The organism is Pseudoalteromonas prydzensis, from assembly GCF_001661495.1.
Lineage (GTDB): Bacteria > Pseudomonadota > Gammaproteobacteria > Enterobacterales > Alteromonadaceae > Pseudoalteromonas > Pseudoalteromonas prydzensis.
In genome coordinates, this window is the sequence record NZ_BDDT01000015.1 from 65,885 (window position 1) to 84,536 (window position 18,652).

The 18,652-nt window shown below is 42.6% G+C and carries 18 protein-coding genes; 3 read left to right on the forward strand and 15 right to left on the reverse strand.

Translation table 11 applies throughout. The annotated features are described in order from the left end of the window. Nucleotides 1–8: 8 nt before the first annotated feature. A complete protein-coding gene (locus A7968_RS19380) occupies nucleotides 9–1,871 on the forward strand; it encodes a cation:proton antiporter (protein ID WP_064668191.1) in 1,863 nt (620 codons plus the stop codon). 98 nt (nucleotides 1,872–1,969) lie between these two features. Here A7968_RS19380 and A7968_RS19385 read toward each other — a convergent pair whose 3' ends face one another. The 15 genes from A7968_RS19385 to cutA form a co-directional block, all read right to left on the reverse strand. Further along, on the reverse strand, nucleotides 1,970–2,593 hold the full coding sequence (locus A7968_RS19385) for a tetratricopeptide repeat protein (protein ID WP_064668192.1): 624 nt from the start codon (nucleotides 2,591–2,593) through the stop codon (nucleotides 1,970–1,972). A 146-nt stretch (nucleotides 2,594–2,739) separates the two neighbouring features. Continuing rightward, nucleotides 2,740–4,053, reverse strand: a complete 1,314-nt coding sequence (locus A7968_RS19390) for an adenylosuccinate synthase (RefSeq protein ID WP_064668193.1) — start codon at nucleotides 4,051–4,053, stop codon at nucleotides 2,740–2,742. A gap of 216 nt (nucleotides 4,054–4,269) precedes the next feature. Then, nucleotides 4,270–5,148, reverse strand: a complete 879-nt coding sequence (gene hflC, locus A7968_RS19395; protein ID WP_064668194.1) for a protease modulator HflC — start codon at nucleotides 5,146–5,148, stop codon at nucleotides 4,270–4,272. 5 nt (nucleotides 5,149–5,153) lie between these two features. Beyond that, a complete protein-coding gene (gene hflK / locus A7968_RS19400; RefSeq protein ID WP_064668195.1) occupies nucleotides 5,154–6,320 on the reverse strand; it encodes an FtsH protease activity modulator HflK in 1,167 nt (388 codons plus the stop codon). A 106-nt stretch (nucleotides 6,321–6,426) separates the two neighbouring features. After that, the gene (hflX, locus tag A7968_RS19405) at nucleotides 6,427–7,710 is read right to left on the reverse strand and encodes a ribosome rescue GTPase HflX (protein ID WP_064668196.1); all 1,284 of its coding nucleotides are present in this window, start codon (nucleotides 7,708–7,710) and stop codon (nucleotides 6,427–6,429) included. Between the two features lie 16 nt (nucleotides 7,711–7,726). Next, the gene (hfq, locus tag A7968_RS19410; RefSeq protein ID WP_064668197.1) at nucleotides 7,727–7,990 is read right to left on the reverse strand and encodes an RNA chaperone Hfq; all 264 of its coding nucleotides are present in this window, start codon (nucleotides 7,988–7,990) and stop codon (nucleotides 7,727–7,729) included. Between the two features lie 80 nt (nucleotides 7,991–8,070). Next, nucleotides 8,071–8,988 carry a tRNA (adenosine(37)-N6)-dimethylallyltransferase MiaA gene (gene miaA / locus A7968_RS19415; protein ID WP_084448244.1) on the reverse strand — a complete coding sequence of 306 codons (918 nt, stop codon included), beginning with the start codon at nucleotides 8,986–8,988 and terminating at the stop codon, nucleotides 8,071–8,073. A 10-nt stretch (nucleotides 8,989–8,998) separates the two neighbouring features. Next, nucleotides 8,999–10,852: a DNA mismatch repair endonuclease MutL gene (gene mutL, locus A7968_RS19420; RefSeq protein WP_064668198.1), complete on the reverse strand. Its 1,854-nt coding sequence runs from the start codon at nucleotides 10,850–10,852 to the stop codon at nucleotides 8,999–9,001. A 16-nt stretch (nucleotides 10,853–10,868) separates the two neighbouring features. Next, the gene (locus tag A7968_RS19425; RefSeq protein ID WP_064668199.1) at nucleotides 10,869–12,212 is read right to left on the reverse strand and encodes an N-acetylmuramoyl-L-alanine amidase; all 1,344 of its coding nucleotides are present in this window, start codon (nucleotides 12,210–12,212) and stop codon (nucleotides 10,869–10,871) included. A gap of 34 nt (nucleotides 12,213–12,246) precedes the next feature. Continuing rightward, nucleotides 12,247–12,714, reverse strand: coding sequence for a tRNA (adenosine(37)-N6)-threonylcarbamoyltransferase complex ATPase subunit type 1 TsaE (gene tsaE, locus A7968_RS19430; protein WP_064668200.1), 468 nt, complete (start codon nucleotides 12,712–12,714; stop codon nucleotides 12,247–12,249). A 127-nt stretch (nucleotides 12,715–12,841) separates the two neighbouring features. Further along, nucleotides 12,842–14,182 carry an acetyl-CoA carboxylase biotin carboxylase subunit gene (accC, locus tag A7968_RS19435; protein ID WP_064668201.1) on the reverse strand — a complete coding sequence of 447 codons (1,341 nt, stop codon included), beginning with the start codon at nucleotides 14,180–14,182 and terminating at the stop codon, nucleotides 12,842–12,844. A gap of 27 nt (nucleotides 14,183–14,209) precedes the next feature. Continuing rightward, nucleotides 14,210–14,674: an acetyl-CoA carboxylase biotin carboxyl carrier protein gene (accB, locus tag A7968_RS19440; RefSeq protein ID WP_064668202.1), complete on the reverse strand. Its 465-nt coding sequence runs from the start codon at nucleotides 14,672–14,674 to the stop codon at nucleotides 14,210–14,212. A gap of 32 nt (nucleotides 14,675–14,706) precedes the next feature. After that, nucleotides 14,707–15,159 (reverse strand): type II 3-dehydroquinate dehydratase, encoded by a 453-nt coding sequence (gene aroQ, locus A7968_RS19445; protein ID WP_064668203.1) that lies wholly within the window; start codon nucleotides 15,157–15,159, stop codon nucleotides 14,707–14,709. Nucleotides 15,160–15,386: 227 nt separating this feature from the next. Continuing rightward, nucleotides 15,387–17,216 carry a protein-disulfide reductase DsbD gene (locus A7968_RS19450; protein ID WP_064668204.1) on the reverse strand — a complete coding sequence of 610 codons (1,830 nt, stop codon included), beginning with the start codon at nucleotides 17,214–17,216 and terminating at the stop codon, nucleotides 15,387–15,389. Beyond that, nucleotides 17,216–17,536, reverse strand: coding sequence for a divalent-cation tolerance protein CutA (cutA, locus tag A7968_RS19455; protein ID WP_064668227.1), 321 nt, complete (start codon nucleotides 17,534–17,536; stop codon nucleotides 17,216–17,218). Before cutA ends, A7968_RS19450 begins: the two co-directional genes overlap by 1 nt. A 162-nt stretch (nucleotides 17,537–17,698) precedes the next feature. On the opposite strand from cutA, the gene A7968_RS19460 reads away from it, so the two are divergent. Both A7968_RS19460 and A7968_RS19465 read left to right on the forward strand, forming a co-directional pair. After that, nucleotides 17,699–18,175: an FxsA family protein gene (locus A7968_RS19460; RefSeq protein ID WP_064668228.1), complete on the forward strand. Its 477-nt coding sequence runs from the start codon at nucleotides 17,699–17,701 to the stop codon at nucleotides 18,173–18,175. Between the two features lie 152 nt (nucleotides 18,176–18,327). Continuing rightward, complete coding sequence (locus tag A7968_RS19465) at nucleotides 18,328–18,615, forward strand: co-chaperone GroES (RefSeq protein ID WP_054204533.1); 288 nt, start codon at nucleotides 18,328–18,330, stop codon at nucleotides 18,613–18,615. The last annotated feature ends 37 nt before the right edge of the window (nucleotides 18,616–18,652 follow it).

An 18,652-nucleotide genomic window follows, 5' to 3' on the forward strand; every position in this document is an offset into this window, starting at 1 on the left:
CTTCATCTATGTCAGCTATTTATATCGCAGGGATCGCTCTATGCTCGGTTCTCGCCCAATGGGTAGCCTGGGGTTTTCGTGTCCCAGCTATTTTATTTTTGTTACTTACAGGCCTACTACTAGGTCCTGCTACTGGTATGTTAGACCCAGATGCATTGCTCGGTGATCTGCTCTTTCCGGTTGTGTCACTCAGTGTTGCCGTTATCTTATTTGAAGGTTCACTCACCCTGCACTTTCGTGAACTTAAAGGCATTGGCAAGGTAGTTCGCAACCTATGTTCAATCGGCATGATTGCCACCTGCATAATAATAAGCCTAAGTGCATATTGGGTTTTAGAATTAAACTGGCGTGTTGCCGCAGTGCTTGGGGCTGTATTAGTTGTGACTGGCCCAACGGTAATAGCTCCGCTATTGAATTCAATGCGACCGACTCAAGATATAGACCGTATATTGCGCTGGGAAGGCATTGTTATCGACCCAATTGGTGCCTTGTTTGCAGTGCTTGTGTTCGAAGCAGTCATGCTGGTCGGCCAAGGTGAAGTGTTTTTGCACACCATTATCGCGCTATTTAAAACCTTAGGCGTGGGCTTATCTATTGGTGTGGTTGCCGGCTGGTTAACAACCTTGTTGATCCGCAGAGAGTGGCTACCATTTGAATTGCATAAATTTGGTATTTTAGCGCTGGTACTGATTAGCTTTACCGTTTCCAATCATTTAAGTCATGAGTCAGGTTTATTGGCGGTCACAGTATTTGGTATTTGGCTCGCAAACCAAGACGATTTAGAAATTGATTCTGTGCTTGAGTTTAAAGAAGATCTTTCAATGATCTTAATTTCGACTTTATTTATCTTACTTGCTGCGCGTTTAGAGCTTGCTGATTTAATGATGCTGGATGCTGATGTATTTATCTTTTTAGCGATAGTCCTATTTGTTGCGCGTCCGCTGTGTATTGCGATTTCAACTTACGGTACTGAACTGCCGATAAAGTCTCGGTTAGTACTAGCGTGGATTGCACCTCGCGGTATTGTTGCCGCCGCGGTAGGTTCTGTATTTGCGTTGAGTATGATGGAAGCCGGGGTCGCTGATGCTGAAAAAATCGTACCGCTGATCTTTACCGTGATCATTATTACTGTGGTACTGCAAAGTTTAACTGCTATTCCTATTGCCAAGTTATTAGGGGTACGTCAACCATCGCCCAATACTATTTTGATTATCGGTGCTAATCATGTTGCTCGCGCGATTGCACGTGGCCTGAAAGAGCAAAATATTCCGGTGCACTTATCAGATCCAGCTTGGGAAAACTGCCGTATGGCACGTATGGACGGCCTAGCTTGTTATTATGGTAATCCGCAATCAGAGCATGCCGAACGTTATTTACCACTGACTACAATTCGCAGTGTGATGGCACTGTCACCAAATCGTCATCATAACGCGTTAGGTGTGCAATACTTTTCGCATTTATTGAATGAGAAAAACGTATTTTCACTGCGCTCTTCAACCTCGCATGCAAAAGCAAATAAAGACAGCGCAACGTTTTTATCTCGGCAAATACTCTTTGGCGACAGTGGCTCTTATGCACGTTTAAGTAGCTTAATCGCCAAAGGCGGTAAGGTCAGTGCGACACGCATCTCTGAAGAGTTCAGCTGGGAAAAATATCAGGAGATGAACGCTGATGCGATCCCATTATTTATTCTCAATGGGGATAAAGATAGCGATGAAGATTCGCCAGTAAAACTGCGCCCCTTTACCATAAATATAGAAAAACCACCACAGCAAGGAGAGCGTGTTGTTGCTATGCTGCCCCCTAAAATGTCGGTGTTAAAAGATCCAAATAATAGCAAAAGCAAAGAGCCGAAAGAAATAAAAGAGTAGCCAAAAAGGGCTAGGTATTACACCTAGCCCTTTTGTTTGCTTTAATCACTTTGTCTTTGCTCTTTCTAACTCGCTAACTTTCTCCCTTGCACTCACACCTACATCGGCAAGCGTGCCCGTGCGACAACACTATCAGGCATTTTTTGTGCAAGCTGAGCAAGTGAGCGTTCTATTTTTTTATGGGTTGCTTTGTCTGCCACCATGGCATGAAATAGCCAACGGTAAGCATCTTCATAATCACGAGGACTACCAAAACCTTGGTTAAATAAATTAACTAAGCGTAACTGTGCTTTTAAATTACCTTGTGATGAAGCTTCACGCAGATAGGTTACAGCCAGTGCTTTATCTTTTTGCACTAAACGTCCGGTATCGTAGTAACGCCCGAGCTGCTCTAATGCCGCCGCTAAGCCTTGCTGAGCGGCTTGGCGCATATAATACACACCCAATTCTACATTACGATCAACACACACCGCATACGCCAGCATATCGCCATATAAAAATTGATAAGAAGGCAGCGCCATTTTATTGGCTCGCGCTTCGATATCTTGCACTAACTGGCAATCATCTGCCTTTACACGGGCTAAATGAGTATTTTTATTGATCAGTGCTAACAGCTCTGTCTCAGTGTACAAAGGCACTGCGGCTATTGGCTCTTCCGCTTTAACGTGGCTTACCAATAACATAGAAAAAGGTACTAATGATAAACAAGTTAACAAACGCATTTAGGTCACTTTAATTAAAAACCATCTTGCTAAAGTTTATACAAAGATCGTTCCAGAATGAAATTTATCCGCGCTTATTTGTGATAAAGCCGAAAAACAGCCACAAAAAAAGCTGCACTAGGCAGCTTTTTTTGTGCTATTAGTGATTATGCAAATGGGTTGCGTAATACCATAGTTTCTACACGATCAGGACCGGTAGAAATAATATCAACAGGCACACCTGTGATTTCTTCAATACGCTTGATGTAATCAAGTGCAGCTTGTGGTAACTGATCAACAGAAGTCGCACCTACTGTGTTCTCAGACCAACCAGGCATTTCTTCATACACTGGTGTTACTTTCTCGTAACCTTCAGCAGCAAGTGGTGTTACGTTAGTAACTGTGCCATCTTCAAGTTGGTAACCAGTACAGATTTTCAGTGTTTCTAAACCATCTAAAACATCTAATTTAGTTAAACAGAAACCTGAAATAGAGTTAATTTGTACTGCACGGCGCATTGCCACTGCATCTAACCAACCAGTACGACGCAGGCGGCCTGTGGTAGCACCAAACTCATGGCCTACAGTACCTAAGTGCTTACCTACTGGGTCTTGTTTTTCAAGGCCATCGTAAAGCTCGGTAGGGAAAGGACCTGAACCAACACGAGTTGTGTAAGCTTTGATAATACCAAGTACGTAATCAAGGTTTAATGGACCAAAACCAGCACCAGTCGCAACACCACCGGCAGTGGTGTTTGAAGAGGTTACATACGGGTAAGTACCGTGGTCGATATCAAGCAATGTACCTTGTGCACCTTCAAACAAGATATTGTCGCCAGCAAGACGAGTTTGATCAAGTAATTCAGTAACATCAACAACCATTGCTTTAAGGATATCAGCAACAGCCATTGCATCATCAAAAGTCTTTTGGAAATCGACTGCATCTACTTTGTAGTAGTTAACTAATGTGAAGTTATGGTATTCCAATACTTCTTTAAGTTTTGCAGCAAATAGCTCAGGGTTGAATAAATCACCGATACGTAAACCACGTCGAGCAACTTTATCTTCGTACGCTGGACCAATGCCACGACCCGTAGTACCAATCGCTTTATTACCACGTGCTTTTTCACGAGCTACATCTAATGCGATGTGGAAAGGCAAAATTAACGGACATGCTTCGCTTATTAATAAACGCTCACGTACTGGTACGCCACGTTCTTCCAGCATGCCAATCTCTTTCATTAGCGCTTCTGGTGAAACGACAACACCATTACCAATCACACACTTAACATTGTCACGTAATACACCCGATGGAATAAGGTGTAAAACTGTCTTTTCACCGCCGATAACTAAAGTGTGACCTGCGTTATGGCCACCTTGGTAACGAACTACTAAAGATGCTTTGTCTGTAAGGAGGTCAACTACCTTACCCTTACCTTCGTCACCCCATTGGGTGCCTAATACAACAACGTTTTTACCCATTGTAAATTCACTTAGAAAAAATTAGGACGAGATTTTACCAGAAAATAAGGGCAAAGATCACCCCGTTTAGGTTATTTTTTCTGCTTGATCATTTAACGACCATTACAATAAAAATTAACTGGTTGAATAACTTTAAGTTATTCACAATAATCTGTCTTACTAAAAGAAAAACCCTGCATACACAGGGTTTGGATTTGTGTTAGATGTAGGAAACGATTACTGTACAGCAGCACCTTTCATATATCTAAAGAAGTCACTGTCTGGTGATAACACCATTACGTCTTGCTTATCTTTGAAGGTCTTTTTATACGCCTCTAATGAGCGAACAAAACCGAAAAACTCAGCATCTTTATTATAAGCATTGGCGTAAATGGCTGCCGCTTGTGCATCGCCTTCACCGCGAACAGTACGTGCATTACGTTCTGCATCAGCCAGCATTACCGTGACACGACGGTCAATTTCAGCACGGATTGTTTCGGCTTTCTCTTGACCTTCAGAGCGATGTTCTTTAGCAACAGCAGTACGTTCTGCACGCATACGTTGATAAATTGAGTTGCTCACTTCTGATGGTAAGTTAATTTGCTTAACACGTACGTCAAGTACTTCAATACCAAGCTCTTGAGCACTTTCAGACGCTTGTACTAACGCTTCTTCCATTAGCTCGCTACGCTCGCCAGATACAATCTCACGAATAGTACGTGAACCAAAGTTAGTACGCAGACCATTGTTTACTTTTTGCTTAAGTAGCGCTTCAGCATATTGCTTATCGCCACGAGCACGTAAGTAAAAAGCGCTAAAATCATTTACACGCCACTTAACGTATGAATCAACTATTAAGTCTTTTTTCTCACTAGTTACAAAGCGATCGGGCGTACCATCTAACGTTTGAATACGCGCATCAATACGACGTACTTGGCTAAAGAAAGGCACTTTGAATTGTAAGCCTGGGCTGTACACAATTGCTTCACCACTATCGTCTTTTTGTACTTTACTGAATAGCATTACAATCGCTTTTTGCCCTTCAGGTACAACAAACACTGACGAAAACGACAACACAACGGCCGCTAATAGTAGAACTAAACTAAAGTTTTTCATTGTGCTTATCTCCCGTCGTTAAAGCGATCAGCGCCAAAGCGGTCTGAACTTGAGTTCACAGTGCTATTGCGCGAAGTATTAACTTTATTGCGTAAGTCGTTAATATCACTTGAACTTGGCAATGCAACGCGGGTTGCTGTACCTTGTTTTTCCATGATTTTATCAAGTGGTAAATACATCATGTTATTACCGCCTTTAACATCGACTAACACTTTTGAGCTATTGCCGAGTACCTCTTCCATAGCATCAATATATAAACGCTCACGGGTTACTTTTTTAGCTGCCTGATATTCAGGTAATAGCTTTTCAAAACGAGCCACTTCACCTTGCGCTTCTAAAATAATACGTTCGCCATAACCTTCTGCTTCTTGCGTCATACGCGTTACTTGACCACGAGCACGCGGTTCAATTTCACGGGCATAAGCTTCAGCTTCACGAATAAAACGTTGTTCATCTTCTTGCGCAGCAATAGCATCATCAAAGGCATCTTTAACTTCAGCCGGTGGTCGTGAATCTTTAAAGTTAACGTCAGTTATGATCAAACCTAAATTATAAGGTTCAACGATTTTATTTAATTCATCCCAGGTATTTTGACGCACAACCTCACGACCGTTTGTTAATACTTGGTCCATTTTTGAATGGCCAACAACATAACGCAGTGCACTTTCTAATGCTTCTTCTAAGCTCGAATCAGCATTAGTGACACTAAACTTGTACAAGAATGGGTCAATAACACGGTACTGCACTTGGAACTCAACGCTCACTACGTTTTCGTCTTCTGTCAGCATAAAACCAGATGTTGATAATGAGCGAACTGCTTCAATATCGACTGGGATCACCGTTTCAATAAACGTCATTTTCCAACGCAAACCAGGATCTGCGATGCGGTCAAACTGACCAAAATGTAATACGATGCCGCGCTCAGCCTCTTTCACGGTATAAATACCGCTCAATGCCCATACAATTGCAGCAATAATTAGCACAAATGAAAGACCAGCTCCACCGAGTCCGCCGCCACTTTTGCCGGATTTATTACCGCCAAATAAGCCGCCAAACTTGCCGCTGAACTTGCGAAACACCTCGTCTAAATCAGGTGGGCCTTGATCACGTCCGCCTTTTTTGTTCCACGGATCTTTGTCATTGCCATTATTACCCGGTTCATTCCAGGCCATAGCTATACTCCATTGTTATCTAAATAATTTAGGTAATTACGTTAAATCTAACAAAAATACCGCTGTTCTCATACTAAAAATGACAATGTGCGGTAGTTTTTTCGAATTACGAAATAAAAGCGTCGATTTCAGGACCAAACTCTTTTCTTAAACGGTTCCATTCTACCATAGGCATACGCGTAGCGAGCAACCATTGACCCTGCTCATCAAAATCTTCTTGATGTACTGCATTTAAACTAAACAACGCGGCGCGTAAACGGCCGAACTGCGGCGCTAATTTAAGCGTATGTACAAACATTTTCTTTGCTAACAGCTCACTGATAGCCTGCGATAATAGCTCGCACCCGGCACCACTGTGGGCCGACAACCAAACTCGAATCGGCGTGCCTTCATCGTCACGGTCAATACGTGGTTCAATATCTTCCAGCGCATCAATTTTGTTGTATACCAACAATTGCGGCACTTCATCCGCTTCAATTTCTTTAAGAACCGATTGTACTTGTTCTATATTCTCTTTGCGACGATGATCGGCAACGTCCACCACATGAAGTTGCAAATCAGCTTCTCGGGTTTCTGTCAGGGTAGCTTTAAATGCAGCCACTAGATCATGAGGCAAGTGTCGGATGAAACCAACAGTGTCGGCTAAAATAATCGCGCCAACATCTTCAATTTCGAGCTTACGTAAGGTTGGATCAAGGGTCGCAAATAGCTGATCAGCCGCATAAACATTAGAGTTGGTAATGCGATTAAACAAGGTTGATTTACCCGCATTAGTATAGCCTACCAATGATACCGTGGGAATTTCATTGCGGTTACGCGCACGACGACCTTGCTCACGTTGCACCGCTACTTTTTCTAAGCGGGCACGAATACTTTGAATACGTACTCGCAGCAAACGTCTATCTGTTTCTAGCTGGGTTTCACCTGGGCCACGTAAACCAATACCGCCTTTTTGGCGCTCAAGGTGAGTCCAGCCGCGGATCAAGCGAGTTGACATATGCCGCAGCTGCGCAAGCTCAACCTGCAACTTACCTTCATGGGTACGTGCACGTTGCGCAAAAATATCAAGAATAAGCGTCGTTCTATCAAGCACTCGGCATTGGCAAACGCGCTCTAAATTGCGTTCTTGTGACGGTCTGAGTTGATGATTAAAAATGACGACATCTGCGTTGTGGATTTTGACAATCTCAGCGATCTCTTCAGCCTTTCCGGTACCGACAAATAGTTTCGGATGTGGTGCTTGACGGCTGCCTTGCACAACCGCCAAACTGCTAACACCAGCAGAAGATACCAACATTTCTAATTCATGAAGATCTTCACGATCCCCTTCTTTTGGAAAGTCGATATGGACTAAGACTGCCTGTTCGCCGGCTTCATAACGGTCAAACAAACATTATGCTCCTAATTTAAAAATTTCCAGCTTCAGGCTCTTCACCGTCTTCGCTTCCTTGAATACCTTGGAAGTTAACAGCACGAGCAGGAACTACGGTAGAAATCGCATGTTTATACACCATTTGATTCACGGTGTTTTCAAGTAAAATAACAAATTGGTCAAATGACTGGATCTTACCTTGTAGTTTGATGCCATTAACCAAAAAGATTGATACTGGAATACGCTCACGACGTAGCGCATTCAAAAATGGGTCTTGTAACGATTGGCCTTTTGCCATGTTATTTTCCTTCGTTCTAGGTGTTATTATAATTAAGTGGCTGAACTTATTTAACAAAGCTAAAAAACATTCAACTACTACTAGCTTAGCGAACTTACAACACGTTGCAAGTTTTCTTCATCACCCGTTGTCAACCACGTTACATCGGGCCAACCTCTTAGCCACGTCAGTTGACGTTTAGCAAGCTGTCGTGTTGCTGCAATACCGCGAAACACCATTTCATCGTACTCAGTGTCGCCAGCAATGTAATCCCACATTTGCCTATAACCCACGCAACGAATAGAAGGTAAGTTTGGGTGTAAATCCTTACGTTGATATAGGGATGAAACTTCATTTTCAAACCCCTGCTCAAGCATTATTTTAAATCTTTGTGCTATACGTTCGTGCAAATCGGCACGATCATCAGGTGCAATCGCAAATTGATGAAACGTATAGGGTAAACTTGGCTGCTTGCTTTTTTGCAATTCAGTCATCGTTTTACCCGTTAAGCGATACACTTCTAACGCACGATTAATACGTTGCGAGTCATTTTCGCTCATTTTTTCTGCCGCTTGCGGATCAATGGCTGCAAGCTCTTTGTAAAGTGCTGGCCAACCTTGTTGCTTAGCTTGCTGCTCAAGTTCAGCTCTGATCACTGGACACGCTTCTGGCAATGGCGATAATCCATCGATCAATGACTTAAAGTACATCATTGTACCACCAACTAATACTGGCACTTTACCTTGTTGGTGAAATTGGTCAATCTTTTCAATCGCATCACGACGAAAATCTGCCACTGAGTAACTTTCACTGGGATCAATTAAGTCAATTAAGTGATGTGGCGCAAGCGCGCGCTCCGCTGCGTCCGGTTTTGCCGTACCTATGTCCATATTTTTGTACACTAAGGCTGAATCAACGCTGATTATCTCAGTATTTAAATGCTGACATAAATCAATAGCTAACGCTGTTTTCCCCGCAGCGGTTGGGCCCATTAAAAAAATGACAGGTAAATTACTCAACTCGGCGACCTTAATCTAATTGTACTAAAAAATGATTTAAATCTATTTTAACTGCTTTTGCAGCTAAACGCTGAATTGTTTGTGGATTATTTTGCATCCGCGCGACATCTTCAGCAAATGCTTGGCTGGCATAAAAACGTGACGGTATTTGCCCTCGTTGCCAGTTCAACCATTCTTCAATGCTGTTAAGCTCGGCCTGCGTTGCTTTCAATAAAGCATCTATCGCTTGGCTAACGTCCAACAGGTATAAACTCTGGGGTAGTTTTTTCACCATTACAAATTGCTTTTCAATTAATAACTCAAAACCCAGTAAGGTAAACCACGATTGCTGCTGAGTTAAACGCACACTATCTTCTTTGCTAATATTGACGCGTACCGGTAATAGCAACGACTTACCTTCTAAATTGCCATGCTCTGCAATTAGCTCTAACCAATCAGCGACTAAAAGATACTTAAAGTGTGAACAATACAATTGCTGTTGCTGGCTAAACACACAACCGCCATCACTTTGCACAAGTAAAGGCTGCCCAGTTTGGCGCTGATTAGATGCCGGTAATTCAGCAGTGGCAGCTATGGGCTGGTCAAAATGACTAGCATGCTGTTCATTAACCCCCTGATAAAAAGCGCTAACATCTTGATGATTGACGCGACTGCTTGGCTTTGTGCTACTGCTTGAGCCGCCATATCCGCCACCACCCCGAGAGAAAGACGACGCAGTGCTACTGGGGCTTCGCTCAAGCGGTTGCAGGTTAGACTTAGGGTAATCAAGCATTTCGCCAGCGATGTTGTTAGAGTGCGCCTGTGGTGCTGCTGTGTTAGGGTATTGTGCAGTCGTAAGTGGTGAGCTTGGTTGATGATCAACGACAAGCTCATCTTGCAACGGAACTACCACCTGCTTAATGGCTTGCAAAATAAAATCATGCACTAGGCGCCCTTGATGAAAACGCACTTCGTGTTTTGCAGGGTGCACATTAACATCGACTTGACGCGGGTCAATATCAATATAAATTACAAAGCCCGGCAACTCTTCCTGCCCTGCAACTTCTTCAAACGCTTGGCGGATTGCATGTAAAATCAGTTTATCGCGCATCATGCGATTATTTACATAGGTATATTGTGTGGTATTCGCCGATCCCACAGGTAATACCCAGCCGTGTAATTGCAAGCCAGGCTCACCGGACTCAATATACAAACCTTGTTCTGCAAACGCTTTGCCGGCAACTTGTGCAACCCGAGTAATTGCCTGTGCAGGATCAGTTTTTGCCCGATACTGGCGCACCACTTTATCGTTATGAGTGAGGGTAATCGACACATCAAAACGACTCAGGGCAATGCGCTTGATCAATTCATCAATGTGCGTAAATTCTGTTTTTTCAGTACGTAAAAATTTGCGCCTAGCTGGAGTGTTAAAAAATAAATCTTTAACTTCAATAGTGGTGCCATCAGGATGCGCTGTCGGTTTAACTTGCACCGCCATATCGCGGCCTTCGGCAAATGCTTGCCAAGCGGCTTCTTGCTGCTGCGTTTTTGAGCTTAACGTTAAGCGTGATACTGAACTAATTGAGGCCAGCGCTTCACCACGAAAACCCAACGAGCAAATATTTTCTAAATCATCGAGGGACTTTAACTTACTGGTAGCATGGCGAGAAAGCGCCAATGTAAGCTCATCTTTATCAATGCCTGAGCCATTATCACGAATGCGGATCAGTTTGTGACCACCGCGCTCAATATCTATTTGAATGCGAGTTGCGCCTGCATCTAGGCTATTTTCAACGAGTTCTTTAACCACCGATGCGGGTCTTTCAACCACTTCGCCCGCGGCAATCTGGTTAGCTAATCGCGCGGGTAATATTTCAATACTCATACTGATCCTAACGATTTTAACTTTGCGGAATATCTAATTCTTGACCAATAAACAAAGTGTTAGATTGTAATTGATTGACTTGCTTAAGCTTACTCACCGACACCCCATAACGACTAGCTAACAAACTTAACGACTCCCCAGGGCGAACTTTATGTTTAGTTGGATATTGAGATTTTAATGACGCAAATAGCGAGTCAGCCGGTGGGTTTTTAAGATAATAACTCTTTAAGGAGGTAAAAATCGCTTTCGCCAAACGCTCTTGGTAATTAGCACTTTTTAATAAGCGCTCTTCCCGCGGGTTAGAAATAAACCCAGTTTCCACCAAAATAGATGGAATATCCGGTGACTTTAATACTGCAAAACTAGCTGCTTGTGGCGCCTTTTTATGCATTTTAGCGACTTTCTTCAATTCATTCATCACTTCTTCTGCGACGCTAAAGCCCGTTTTCATGGAATGATCCATCGACATATCAAGCAGCGCTTGCGCTAAATACTTTTCACTAGCAGTATCTTTAATCACTCCAGCAGCGCCGCCGAGTAGTTCCGAGTGTTTTTCTTTATCCTCAAGCCATTTACCGATTTCTGAATTCGCGCGGCGCAGTGATAACACCCACACTGACGCGCCACTTGGCTGCGGGCTGGTAAAAGCATCGGCATGAATGGAAACAAAAAAATCAGCTTTTTTCTCGCGTGCGCGATTTGTACGGGTATTTAAATTTACAAAGTAATCGCCACGACGCACCATGCGCGAGATCATGCCGCGCTCAGCATCAATCATCCGCTCTAAGCGTTTCGCTATTTGCAATGTGATGTCTTTTTCATAAGTGCCTGACGGACCTATGGAACCGGGATCTTCACCGCCATGACCTGCATCAATAGCAATAACAATATCACGCTGCTGATTAAGCTCGCGTTTTTTAACTGCGGTATGACTCGTAACTGGTGCGGGCTCAGCCTGATTTTTATCGTATAAATCGACCACTAAACGATTTTTATAAGGCCCAGTTGGTGCTAAAGCAAAGATGACTGGTTTAACCGGCCCTGTGAGCTCAAAGACAAATCTTACGCCTTTGCTGTTTTTTGCTTTTGAATAACGTAACTTACTAACAATTTGATGTTTATTTGGGATTGCTGGTAAATCTTTTATTTTATCTGTTGTTTCCAAGTCAACCACTAAGCGCAGTGGGTTTTTCAGCATAAAGTAACTAAAATCAGGTTTATCCGTTAAGTCGAATACTACCCGCGTACTATCTGGCGATGGCCAAACCCGAACACTATTAATAGTATTTTGTGCATAGAGGCTAGCGCTGATTGCTAACAGCAAAAAACCGCACACCCACTTTATGACAGCTCGACTCATCTGTATCATTACACCTTTTATTATTTGTTGTTATTTACTCTGATTTGAGTTTATTCACAATACTATCGCCACGCGGGCTGATACTTTTAATTTCAATTGCTCGGGCATCGCCAACATACCGTAAAGTAATGTCTAAATCGGGTGTGGGAATAAACTCACCGCCTTTTTCAGGCCATTCCACCACACAAATTGCAGTCGGCGAAAAATAATCACGAATACCCATGTATTCTAATTCTTCTGGATCGCCTAAACGATATAAATCAAAATGATAAACATTGGCTGCTGCCAGTTCATAAGGTTCCACAAGCGTATATGTTGGACTCTTAACCTTACCTTGATGACCGAAGCCTTGGATAACACCACGGGTTAAAGTGGTTTTACCTGCTCCTAAATCACCATGTAAATAAATAACTGCACCTTGCTCCATTAACCCTGCAAGTTGATTGCCCATTTTAACCGTTGCAGCTTCATCAGCGAGTTGAAAACCAACACTGTGCGTCATTCTGACCTCATGGATAGTATTAAAAACGATAACCTGTTAATCATACCAGATTATTTTTGTAAGGCGAGTCAGCGATCATCAGACATAAAAAAACCGGCAAAGTTGCCGGCTTTTTACGTAATTAGGATTATAAACCTAATTTTTTCTCAAGATAGTGGATGTTAGTGCCACCATTTTGGAAGTTTTCATCCGCTAAGATGCGCTTATGTAATGGCGTATTCGTTTTAATACCGTCAATCACAAGCTCATTTAATGCGTTGCGTGCACGAGCAATTGCCACATCACGGTTTTCACCGTAAGTGATCAATTTACCAATCATTGAATCATAGTGTGGTGGTACTGTGTAGTCAGCATAAATATGGCTGTCCCAACGAATACCTAAACCACCTGCTGGATGGAAACGCGTAATTTTACCCGGTGACGGGATAAACGTTTCAGGGTCTTCAGCATTAATACGACATTCAATGGCATGGCCACGAATAACAACGTCATCTTGAGTGAATGACAGTGGTTGTCCGGCGGCAATTTTTAGCTGTTCTTTGATTAAATCAACACCAGTTACCATTTCTGTTACTGGGTGTTCAACCTGAATACGAGTGTTCATTTCAATGAAATAGAACTCACCGTTTTCATATAAGAACTCAAATGTACCCGCACCACGATAACCGATTTCGATACATGCGCGCGTACAACGCTCACCAATGAATTTACGTACTTCAGCTGTAATACCTGGTGCTGGCGCTTCTTCAACTACTTTTTGGTGGCGACGTTGCATAGAACAATCACGCTCACCTAAGTGAACTGCATTACCTTGGCCATCAGCGAGTACTTGAACTTCGATATGACGAGGGTTTTCAAGGAATTTTTCCATGTAAACCATGCTATTACCAAAGAACTGCTTAGCTTCTTGTTGCGTTAATGCAATTGAATTAATTAATTCAGCTTCGCTACGAACCACACGCATACCACGGCCACCACCGCCACCAGCGGCTTTGATGATCACCGGGTATCCGATGCGTTTAGCGATTTGCATATTACGGTCTTTATCATCTGATACAGGGCCGTCTGAACCTGGTACACATGGTACACCGGCTTTACGCATTGCTTCGATTGCAGATACTTTGTCGCCCATTAGGCGAATCGTGTCGCCACGCGGACCAATAAATACAAAACCACTTTGTTCAACTTGGTCAGCAAAATCAGCGTTTTCAGCAAGGAAACCATAGCCTGGGTGAATAGCAACAGCATCTGTCACTTCAGCAGCAGCGATAATACGCGGAATATCTAAGTAACTTTCAGTCGCTGAAGGTCTACCAATACAAATTGTTTCATCTGCAAGCAATACATGCTTAAGATCGCGATCCGCCGTTGAATGCACAGCAACCGTTTTGATCCCAAGCTCTTTGCAGGCGCGCAAGATACGAAGTGCAATTTCACCTCGGTTTGCAATGACTACTTTATCTAACATAAGAGTTGGCCTTATTAGGTTACGCTATTATTCAATGATGAATAGCGGTTGATCAAATTCTACTGGCTCGCCATTTTCAACTAAAATCGCTTTTACTGTGCCCGCTTTATCTGACTCAATTTGGTTCATCATTTTCATCGCTTCGATGATACAAAGTGTGTCACCAACTTTAACTTGTGAACCCACTTCAACATATGCTGGAGCTTCTGGAGAAGCCGCTGAATAGAAAGAGCCAACCATAGGTGATAATACTTGATGACCAGTAGGGCCTGCTGGTGCAGCTGCCTCAGCAGTTGCAACTGGTGCAGCGGCAGGAGCAGCTGGCGCAGGAGCTGGTGCATATTGAGGTGCATACTGTGGAGCGTAAGCAGGACCTGCACTCATGTTATTACGATTGATACGTACTGATTCTTCACCTTCAGTGATTTCTAATTCAGCAATACCTGATTCTTCTACTAGTTCAATTAGTTTTTTGATCTTGCGAATATCCATGAACGACCCGCCTGTTAGTTTGTTAGTTAAAATTAATTCGCGTTTTGCAACCGATTTACGGCAGCTTCAAGTGCTGCACGATAACCCATTGCGCCTAATCCACATATCACGCCCTGCGCCACATCAGAAAAATATGAATGATGACGAAACGCTTCCCGCGCGTGCACATTCGTTAAGTGCACTTCAAAAAACGGGATATCAACCGCCAGTAATGCATCACGTAAAGCCACGCTTGTATGCGTAAATGCAGCTGGGTTGATAATAATGTAATCAATAGCCTGCCAAGCGCTGTGTATGCGCTCAATTAAAGCTTGCTCACTATTACTTTGAAAATGCGTTAACTCCACATCTAGACCATCAGCAAACGTTGTTAGTTCGCTCATAATCTCACTAAGCGTGTGTGAACCGTATTTCTCTGGCTCACGCTTACCTAGCATGTTCAAGTTAGGGCCATTTATAACTAAAAGTTTAAATTTTGCAGCCATAATACGCGATAATCCTATAAATAATGAGTTAAGCCATTTTGATTAGAAATCCCCGTAAAATGTAGAGGGGAAAAACTAAAATAGCAACTATTTCTCACGTTAACCACCTATTATAGCCAGTTCGACGTAAATAGCAGCAAAATACTGGTCTAATCACTAGTAACTACAACAGAAACAAAAACGCCACTCTTATAAAGTGGCGTTTAAAATAGTGGTGTGAAAAATATTTATTTAGCGCTATTTCTCACTTTTGCTAAATGTTCAGCAAAGTCTTTAGCGTTTAAAAAGCCCGTCACACGCTGCGCTGCAAGCTCTTCACCTCGGGTATCAAAAAACAAAATGCTTGGTAAACCAAAGACCGTAAATTCTTCCATTACTGCAATTGTGGTGTCGTCGCTTTCGGTCAAATCTATTTTCAATAGTTCAAAATTTGCAAACTCACCTTGCACTTTAGCGTCAGGAAAGGTGTATTTCTCGAATTCTTTGCACGCAACACACCAATCTGCATACAAATCAACCATCACTAAACGGCCATCACTGTTTGCATCATTTATTGCTTGTTTAAGCTCAGCTAAGTTAGCCACTAATTTAAAACCGCGTTCTTGTTGCTCGCCATTTGCGGCACTAACAACTTGCGCTGTTGGCCATATATAGTTTTTAGTTACGCTGGCACCGCCAATCACTAATAAAGTGGCAACAAACCACAACGCCGTTTTTAATTTCCCTTGGCTTTGACCGCTTTGCCAATGATGTAAATACAATGCGGTAGCGATTGCCAGTAGACCTGCCATTAGTAAAATGATTTCAGCATCAACAATACGTTCAAGCAATATAAGTGGCACAACTAACATGATAAAACCAAACAGGGTTTTAACCTGTTCCATCCAACCGCCTGCTTTTGGTAATAATTTACCGCCAGAGGTGCCAAGTAGTAATAGTGGAATCCCCATACCTAAACTCAACACATATAAAGTTAAACCACCTACGAGGTAATCACCGCTTTGCGCGACGAATAATAAGGCCGCAGATAACGGTGCTGTTGTACAGGGAGAGGCTATTAAACCTGACAACACGCCCATTAAAAATACGCCAATGTAATTGCCGCCTTTTTGATTATTACTCACTTGGGTTAACTTGTTCATCATGCCGCTTGGCAGTTTGATTTCGTACCAGCCAAACATCGACATTGCCAATAAAACAAACAATAAACTAAAGCTGATCAATACAAACGGATGCTGCAGATAGCCCTGTACTTGGCCACCCAAAGACGCCACCACTAAGCCTAGTGCCGCATAAGTCACCGCCATCCCTTGGATATATACAAAGGACAGTGCAAAGGCTTTTTTAGTAGACAGGTTTTTTTGTCCAGCAATTAAGCTCGATAATATTGGAAACATCGGAAACACGCAGGGAGTAAATGCCAAACCAATACCCACTAAGAAGAAAATAGCTAAGTTGGCCAGTAAACCTTGCGAGGCTAGTTTTTCGGTAAAATTTAACTCTTTTTCTGGCTCATTATTTACAGCACTATCATCAACTACGGGAGCAGGCGATGCGGCGCTAAGTGCAGCTAACGCATTACCTGTGCTTGCGCTATCCGCTGCAGGAGTTTCCCCGGCAATTATACTCAATGGAATGGTAATGATTTCAGGAGGGTAACACAGCCCTGCTTCAGCACAGCCCTGATAACGAACTTTAACTACGCCATCTTTCGCTACATTGCTTAACTTACTAACCACACTGAGTGAATCAAAAAAAACCTCGGTTTTGCCAAAGAATTCATCTTCAATAACGACCCCTTTGCCAAGATCGGGGACTTGAATATCGGCACCCTTGCCAATAATTTCCAGCTTGTTTTTGTAAAGGTAATAACCGGGTGCAATATCCCAACCAATAAATAACGTGCTGCCTTGCTGATCAAAATCAAATGAAAATGCTTGTTCAACCGGTAAAAATGTTTGTTCTGCGGGCTGTAGTAAATTACTCAATAAATCTTTATTCGCAGCTTGGGCTGGAAACAGCGAAAGCGCACAAAGCAATAAAAGAAAACAACGCATTAATTAAGTACCTCATCCATCCAATTAAAATAGGCTAAATTGCCAGTGGCTACATCAACAACCTGAATTTCAGGGATCTCATAACTATGTAATCGCTTAATAGTCTGAATTACCTCATTCATTTTTTCTGACTTCGTTTTAATCAATAATTTACACTCGGTTGCATGAGCAACCTCTCCTTGCCACATATAAACAGATTCCACATTAGGAAGAATGTTCACACACGCTGCGAGTTTAAGTTTAACTAATTGCTCAGCCATCGAGCGTGCCTCACTTACATCCGCGCAAGTGGTAAAAATAAGTCGAAAATGAGTCGTCATATTGAACCTTTGGTTGATTGCTCTGCCCAACGCCATAGTAGCTGATAGCTAAGGCAAAGTGTAGTTAGCTAGTGTAGCTTTACCACCAGCCTTGAAAAAAGACCGTGTAACCCATATTTATATTTCATCACGATGTTACGTGAGCACTATTTAGAGAGCCTTATGTTTAGATTTTTATTTTTGTTATTTATTCTCGTGCCGATTATTGAAATCGCTTTATTAATTCAAGTAGCTGAGGTGATTGGCGGCTTTGCCACCATTACCTTAGTGATCATCACCGCAATAGTCGGTGCAAAATTAGTGAGAACGCAAGGCATGGGCGCACTGCAAAATGTGCAAAGCCAAATGGCACAAGGGCAAATGCCTGCCAAAGAATTGTTTACTGGTTTATGTGTGATTATCGCTGGCATATTATTGCTGACACCGGGCATTATGACCGATGTATTCGGCTTTTTATTATTAACCCCGGCTATTCGCAATAAACTAGCTGCAGGCCTTGCTAGTCAAGCAACAGTGCGCATGAGCGCAGGCATGCAACAAGGGCCAACATCATTTAATCAGCACACTCATGCAGAGCCAGAACCACGCAAAATGAGCGAGCCAACCACCATTGATGGCGAGTACGAGCGAAAAGATTAAAAATTTTAATTTTTCCACTTGGGTTTTGACGCAATACCCCCATTACTGAGTACAACTAAATCAATTGCTTTAAATCATTAGGTTTAAAGCAAACTGGTACATATAAAGCTTTTTTCTGTCCTGTTCAGAAACTGTTAGGAGAACTAAACAAAATGAACATTCGTCCTTTACATGATCGCGTGATCGTTGAGCGCCTAGAAGAAGAAACCAAATCTGCTGGCGGTATTGTATTAACTGGTTCTGCGGCTGAGAAATCAACTCGCGGTAAAGTTGTCGCTGTTGGTAATGGCCGTACTCTAGATAACGGTGATGTGAGAGCATTAGAAGTTAAAGTCGGTGACACTGTGTTATTCGGCTCATATGTTGAAAAAGCTGAAAAGATCGAAGGTCAAGAGTACCTGATCATGCGTGAAGACAATATTTTAGGCATTGTAGGCTAAAGCTACTTTTCGTTTAACACATTCAAGAATTTAAAGG

Coding starts and splice junctions, on each gene's coding strand:
- A7968_RS19380 (WP_064668191.1), top strand. CDS start 9: ATGTCAGCTATTTATATCGCAGGGATCGCTCTATGCTCGGTTCTCGCC.
- A7968_RS19385 (WP_064668192.1), bottom strand. CDS start 2,593: ATGCGTTTGTTAACTTGTTTATCATTAGTACCTTTTTCTATGTTATTG.
- A7968_RS19390 (WP_064668193.1), bottom strand. CDS start 4,053: ATGGGTAAAAACGTTGTTGTATTAGGCACCCAATGGGGTGACGAAGGT.
- hflC (WP_064668194.1), bottom strand. CDS start 5,148: ATGAAAAACTTTAGTTTAGTTCTACTATTAGCGGCCGTTGTGTTGTCG.
- hflK (WP_064668195.1), bottom strand. CDS start 6,320: ATGGCCTGGAATGAACCGGGTAATAATGGCAATGACAAAGATCCGTGG.
- hfq (WP_064668197.1), bottom strand. CDS start 7,990: ATGGCAAAAGGCCAATCGTTACAAGACCCATTTTTGAATGCGCTACGT.
- mutL (WP_064668198.1), bottom strand. CDS start 10,852: ATGAGTATTGAAATATTACCCGCGCGATTAGCTAACCAGATTGCCGCG.
- A7968_RS19425 (WP_064668199.1), bottom strand. CDS start 12,212: ATGAGTCGAGCTGTCATAAAGTGGGTGTGCGGTTTTTTGCTGTTAGCA.
- tsaE (WP_064668200.1), bottom strand. CDS start 12,714: ATGACGCACAGTGTTGGTTTTCAACTCGCTGATGAAGCTGCAACGGTT.
- accC (WP_064668201.1), bottom strand. CDS start 14,182: ATGTTAGATAAAGTAGTCATTGCAAACCGAGGTGAAATTGCACTTCGT.
- accB (WP_064668202.1), bottom strand. CDS start 14,674: ATGGATATTCGCAAGATCAAAAAACTAATTGAACTAGTAGAAGAATCA.
- aroQ (WP_064668203.1), bottom strand. CDS start 15,159: ATGGCTGCAAAATTTAAACTTTTAGTTATAAATGGCCCTAACTTGAAC.
- A7968_RS19450 (WP_064668204.1), bottom strand. CDS start 17,216: ATGCGTTGTTTTCTTTTATTGCTTTGTGCGCTTTCGCTGTTTCCAGCC.
- cutA (WP_064668227.1), bottom strand. CDS start 17,536: ATGACGACTCATTTTCGACTTATTTTTACCACTTGCGCGGATGTAAGT.
- A7968_RS19460 (WP_064668228.1), top strand. CDS start 17,699: ATGTTTAGATTTTTATTTTTGTTATTTATTCTCGTGCCGATTATTGAA.
- A7968_RS19465 (WP_054204533.1), top strand. CDS start 18,328: ATGAACATTCGTCCTTTACATGATCGCGTGATCGTTGAGCGCCTAGAA.